General features: G+C 54.5%; 7 protein-coding genes. 3 read left to right on the top strand and 4 right to left on the bottom strand.

Features of this window, described 5'->3' with window-relative positions; all coding sequences use genetic code 11:
• The first annotated feature begins 191 nt into the window (after nt 1-191).
• Nucleotides 192-581 carry a VOC family protein gene (locus QZ197_RS14450; RefSeq protein WP_296432836.1) on the top strand — a complete coding sequence of 130 codons (390 nt, stop codon included), beginning with the start codon at nt 192-194 and terminating at the stop codon, nt 579-581.
• 122 nt (nt 582-703) lie between these two features.
• Here QZ197_RS14450 and ribA read toward each other — a convergent pair whose 3' ends face one another.
• On the bottom strand, nt 704-1,780 hold the full coding sequence (gene ribA / locus QZ197_RS14445) for a GTP cyclohydrolase II (protein WP_296432835.1): 1,077 nt from the start codon (nt 1,778-1,780) through the stop codon (nt 704-706).
• Between the two features lie 159 nt (nt 1,781-1,939).
• On the opposite strand from ribA, the gene QZ197_RS14440 reads away from it, so the two are divergent.
• Together QZ197_RS14440 and QZ197_RS14435 are read left to right on the top strand one after the other, a co-directional pair.
• Entirely contained in the window at nt 1,940-2,626 is a 687-nt protein-coding gene (locus QZ197_RS14440; RefSeq protein WP_296432833.1) for a response regulator transcription factor, read from the top strand.
• A 186-nt stretch (nt 2,627-2,812) separates the two neighbouring features.
• Nucleotides 2,813-3,187 carry a rhodanese-like domain-containing protein gene (locus QZ197_RS14435; RefSeq protein ID WP_296432832.1) on the top strand — a complete coding sequence of 125 codons (375 nt, stop codon included), beginning with the start codon at nt 2,813-2,815 and terminating at the stop codon, nt 3,185-3,187.
• Here the strand turns inward: QZ197_RS14435 and QZ197_RS14430 are convergent.
• From QZ197_RS14430 to QZ197_RS14420, 3 genes are read right to left on the bottom strand one after another with little or no spacing between them, the layout of a single operon-like run.
• Nucleotides 3,184-4,305, bottom strand: a complete 1,122-nt coding sequence (locus QZ197_RS14430; protein ID WP_296432831.1) for a PLP-dependent transferase — start codon at nt 4,303-4,305, stop codon at nt 3,184-3,186. The two genes, QZ197_RS14435 and QZ197_RS14430, sit on opposite strands and share 4 nt — an antisense overlap.
• 42 nt (nt 4,306-4,347) lie before the next feature.
• Nucleotides 4,348-5,223 (bottom strand): phosphoserine phosphatase SerB, encoded by an 876-nt coding sequence (gene serB, locus QZ197_RS14425; protein ID WP_296432830.1) that lies wholly within the window; start codon nt 5,221-5,223, stop codon nt 4,348-4,350.
• A gap of 58 nt (nt 5,224-5,281) precedes the next feature.
• On the bottom strand, nt 5,282-5,542 hold the full coding sequence (locus QZ197_RS14420; RefSeq protein ID WP_296432829.1) for a zf-TFIIB domain-containing protein: 261 nt from the start codon (nt 5,540-5,542) through the stop codon (nt 5,282-5,284).
• Nucleotides 5,543-5,718 lie beyond the last annotated feature (176 nt).

Raw genomic sequence — 5,718 nt, 5'->3', positions numbered from 1 at the left:
GGTTCATAAAGCGGACGTGAGTTGGGGTAAGGACGAGATCGGTTTGTTTCATGGGAGAGTGATAACGGGGTGAGTCGGCGGTGTCAGTAGCAGAGGTTAGAAACGGCAGCAAAGAACGCAGAGCGGCCCAAAGCAATCTCGGATATTTGCCAAATTTTCAATTTTCTGCTCCACTGCAAAAACAGACATCAATGCGGCATGAAGAGGAGGCTTACATGGTCAAAGTTCTTGGAATTGGCGGACTGTTTTTCAGGGCCAAAGATCCGGCTGCCTTAGCTGAATGGTATCAAAAACACCTTGGGATTGACCCAGCGCCAACAGACGCAACAATGGCACCTTGGACAACTGAAACGGGCACTACAGTCTTTTCACCGTTTGACGAAGAGACTGACTACTTTGCGAAAGACAAAGCATTTATGTTAAACTTCCGTATCGAAAACCTCGATGCTGCACTTGAAGAGCTTAGCGCTGCGGGTGTCGAATGTGGCGATCCTTTGGATATGGATGGGGTTGGACGTTTCACCCGCATTCATGACCCTGAAGGAAACCCAATTGAGCTATGGGAACCTGCGTCAACCTGAGTTCAATGGCGCTTTGGAAGCCGCTGCAACTTCAAAAGCTATCCAAAAATTGCGCATACGAAATACAAGGCGCAGCCTGACTTAAATGAATGGCTTCAGGGTCCGCGCTACGGGCACACACCCTACAACAAATGCCCTGACTTCGCCGCTTTCGTCGCCAGATATGTGTGATTATGCGTGTTTTCGCCCACCTTCAGCGGCACCCGTTCGGTTACGGTGACTCCGCAGGCATTCATCCGCGCGACCTTAGCCGGATTGTTCGTCAGCAACCGCACGGCGTCAAATCCCATCCGTTTCAGGATTTCTGCGCCAATGCGAAAATCGCGCTCGTCATCTTCAAACCCAAGCCTGTGGTTTGCCTCGACCGTATCAAACCCCTGATCTTGCAAGGAATAAGCGCGCATTTTGTTAGCCAAGCCAATGCCGCGCCCTTCTTGATTGAGGTATAGCAGCACGCCCGCCCCCTCTTGCCCCATCTGCGCCAAGGCACCGCGCAGTTGCGGACCGCAGTCGCATTTCAGCGATCCCAGTAAATCGCCCGTAAAACAGGCAGAATGCAGGCGCGATAAGACAGGTTTGGATCGGTCCGGTTGGCCGATTTCGATGGCATAGTGTTCTTCGGCACCATCATCGGGACGGAAAATATGCAGGCGGCCTGCCTCGGACACTTCCAACGGCAAACGCGCCGAAATGATCGGGTTGAGCGCGCTCAGGCCGGTATCGAGGGCGGCATCCACAGGCAACAACGTCAGGTTATGCTGGGCTGCGAAACCCGCCGCATCATCCACCTGCAGCACCAACGCCGCAGGCAACAGCCGCGCCGCTTTGGTCAAAGCAATCGCGGCGCGGTGCAATTCAGCAGACCCGTCACGCACCGCGCGTAGCGGTCCTTTCATGGGGGCGCGCAAATCATCTGCAGGATCAGCGATGGATCGCACCCAGCCCAACGTCACGTCAGGCGGCAGGATGATCCGCGCCAGATCACCATCATACGCATGTGCTTTCAACGTTTGTGCACGCCAGCTTGTCACTGCCAGAACCGCATCACCGCCCAAGGCGCGCAAATCGGCCAAACGCGCCGCATCCAGCGTTTCAGCCGCCAGCACAACAGCGCCCCCATCCAGCACAATAGGCACGCCCATACGCAAATCTGCGCGGGCGCGGGCCAGTCGTTCTGTAATATCGGGGGCGAATGTCATCGCGCTACACCTTTCATTTGTTTCAACAGATAGTCGTTTGTGCGGCAAAGTGAAACATTTGCACGATAAATCACACGAGCGTGTGAAACTGTCATCCTGCTGCTTGTTCGGAACGTAACAAGAGCACAAGTCTAAACAGACAAAGTAAAGGAGGCTGTCATGGGACAACTCAAAAAGATTTTACTCGTGGATGACGACGACGACCTACGTGAGGCGTTGGGCGAGCAGTTATTAATGACCGAAGATTTCGATGTCTTCGAAGCTGATGATGGCGCCAGTGCAATGGTGAAGGCCAAAGAGAGCCTTTATGACCTGATGATCCTGGATGTCGGCCTGCCCGACACCGATGGTCGCGAATTATGCCGCTTGATGCGCAAGCAGGGCGTGAAATGCCCGATTGTGATGCTGACCGCGCAAGACAGCGATTCAGACACGATCTATGGCCTTGATGCCGGTGCGAATGACTACATCAGCAAGCCGTTCAAATTCCCGGTTCTGCTGGCGCGTTTGCGCAGCCAATTGCGTACGCATGAACAGTCCGAAGACGCCGTTTTCCAGCTTGGGCCATATACCTTCAAGCCGGCCCAAAAGCTGCTGCTGACGGAAGACGACAAAAAGGTGCGCCTGACGGAAAAAGAGACGAATATTCTCAAGTTCCTGTACCGCGCGACCGACGGTGTTGTCGCCCGCGATGTGCTACTGCACGAGGTTTGGGGTTATAATGCGGGCGTCACCACGCACACATTAGAGACACATATTTACCGTCTTCGCCAAAAAATAGAACCAGATCCGTCCAATGCGCGCCTTCTTGTGACCGAATCTGGGGGCTATCGTTTAGTGGCATAGTAAGCGCCCGGTACATGGTTCCTCCCTTGTGCAAGTACCGGGCGTCCCAAGTTCCCGCTGGAGATCGGGTAAATCTCCACCTCCCTGTTGGACTTGCCCGGGCTTAGCGCCCGGGCCTTTTTTTCGCCTCTGGCTATCTGGCACGGGGCGGCTACTTTGCAAACTTAACATGAACGGAGACACCCCATGAAAGCCGCCAAAGATTTTCTAGAAGAAGCCAATGCAATCGTGCCACGCCTGAGCGCGGAAGACGCAGTTGCGAAATACAAAGCGGGGGTCGGTGTCTTTGTCGATGTGCGCGACAGCAGCTCCATCGCGCAAAGTGGCACTATCGCAGGTGCGCACCGTATTGCTCGCGGCATGATAGAGTTCATGGCCGATCCAGCGACGCCCATGTACAACGACGTTCTACAAAAAGACGCTGATCTTTATCTTATCTGCGGTGCAGGCGGACAAGCCGCACTTGCTGGTAAGACATTGAAAGATATGGGTTATGCCAACGTCACCAACATTGGTGGCTTTGGCGATTGGAAAGCAGCGGGCGGCGCAGTCGAAAGCTAACCCAGCGCTTGGGTCCAGTCGGCGATCAAGTCGCTTATGTCTTCGATTCCGACGGATACCCTGATTAAATTCTCTGGAATTCCGGTATGCGGTTCAATCGTATACCGGTGTTCCACCAAGCTTTCGACACCGCCCAGCGATGTGGCCCGCAAAAATAATTGCAGCTTGCCCACGACGCGCAATGCCTCTGCCCGATCCCCTTTGACCAACACCGAGAGCAGGCTGCCATAGCCGCCCTTCATCTGCTTGGTGGCGACGTCGTGGCCTGCGTGATGCGGCAGACCGGGATACAAAACATCATCAACTTTTGGATGCGCCAATAGCGCCTCGGCCAAGGTTTGCGCGTTCTGCGACATACGCTCGACCCGCAAAGGCAGGGTACGCATGGCGCGAATCAGTAGCCATGCCTCAAAGGGTCCAAGAATCGCGCCTGCCATCTTTCGGTCAGATTTGATCATGGTCCAGATTGTGGCATCATTGGTGCGCGTTGAGAGCACTCCGGCCAAAACATCCGAATGCCCGTTTATCCCTTTGGTCGCCGAATGCATGACAATATCGGCCCCATGATCCAGCGCCCGCGTCAGGATCGGCGTCGCTGCCGTCCCATCAACGATCAAGGTCGCGTCCGAGGCATCTGCAATAGCACGGATGTCGACGGTTTTCAGCCAAGGGTTCGACGGTGTTTCGATAAAAATCAGATCGGCAGATTGTTGTCGGCACACCGTCGGCAAATCGTCGGCGCCGACTTCGATTAACGTGATCTCGCGGCGGGTACAGAAATCGCGTATCCACGCAGTCGTGCCCCAATAGATGCCCGATTGGATGATTGCGGTGCCACCATTGGGCAACGTGCGAAACACTGCCGCAATAGCTGCCATTCCAGACGGGAACAAAAGCGTTTCTTGCGCATCTTCAAGGACGCGCAACACTTCTTCTGCTTGGCGCAAGTTATCTGAATTATCACGCGAATAGATGTTGTCGGGCCTATGCAATTCATAGTTTTCATCACGCGTAAACGTGGTTGAAGGTTGCAGCGCAGGCACAACGCCACCTGATTGCGCATCAAGTACGCCGGCGGCATGCGCGGCAATCGTGGCGGGTTTTAAGTTTTTATCCATATGGATTTGTGCCGTTGAGCGACGCTGAATTGCAAGCCTGTTTTAGCTCACAAATTCATTGCGTGCGTAGCCTTGCAGATAAAGCAGTGCGGTCAGATCACCGTGGTTGATGCGGACATTACATTGCGCTTGCACCGCGGGCTTTGCGTGCAATGCAACGCCTGTCCTCGCACGCGTCAACATCCCCAGATCATTTGCGCCATCACCGACGGCCAAGACATCTGCATCCGTGATGCCCAGACAGGTCGTGATTTCTTCAAGCGCTTGGACTTTTGCGGCTTTGCCTAAAATTGGGCGACCGACTTCGCCGGTCAACTTACCGTCCGCAATATGCAACGTGTTTGCACGGTTTTCATCGAACCCTAGTTCGGCAGAAACCTTTGCAGTGAATGCCGTGAATCCCCCCGACACCAGCGCCGCATATGCGCCATGCGCTTTCATGGTGCTGACCAATTCGCGCCCGCCGGGCATGTAGGTGATCCGCTGGGCGATGACTTGCGCAATCATGCTTTCCGGCAGGTCTTTGAGCAGGCCAACCCGTTCGATCAGCGCTTCTTCGAAATCCAGCTCGCCGTTCATCGCGCGCGCAGTGATATCGGCAACTCGCGCGCCAACGCCTGCCTCATCTGCAAGTTCATCAATGCATTCTTGCTGGATCATTGTGCTGTCCATATCGGCAAGCAGCATCTTTTTGCGCAGGTTGCTGTAGGGTTGGATGACCAGATCAACGCCTTCGGCTTGCAAGGCGGCCCAGACATCCCACTGATTGTCTGGAACTTTCGTGATCGCAAAATTAGCGGCTTCGTCAATCGCCAACCAGTTGGCGTCTGCACCACCCCAAGCATTGCGCAAGCTATCAACCAATGCGGCCTCTAGCTTGCGTTTGTGTGGCGTGGTGATCAATGTGACGACCTGCATGACGGACCCTTTTGAAAATACACGCAGGGTCTAGCCGCGCGAAGGCCTTTTGACACCCCTAAAAGTCAAAAAGCTCGCTCAAGAAACTATCGCGCTTTTTCTTAGGGCGATATTCACCGCGATCATCGCGGTATTCACGATCATCCCGGCGGCCTGATGGGGGCGGCGGTGGCGGTGGCGCTTCGCCAACTGACCGATCGATAATTTTGTCCAATTCGCCCCGATCCAGCCAAACGCCGCGACATTCAGGGCAGTAATCAATTTCGACCCCGCTGCGGTCAGAAATAACAAGCGTGGCGCCATCGATGGGACATTTCATGGGGTCATCCTTTATGAGTTACAGGACCGATTTATGACCCCCATCACCAGATACAATGGCTGTGACAATATCGCGCGTTTCCTATCCGCGTCATGTGCGTCGCAAAAAACACCGAGTCCGCCGATTTCAGGCGCTTTTCGCAGTTGCAGCATATCAAACACCCCTCTATGTCCGGC

Source organism: Yoonia sp., assembly GCF_017854415.1.
Lineage (GTDB): Bacteria > Pseudomonadota > Alphaproteobacteria > Rhodobacterales > Rhodobacteraceae > Yoonia.
The sequence above is the reverse complement of the archived record's forward strand: the minus strand, read 5'-3'. Positions and strand labels throughout refer to the sequence as shown.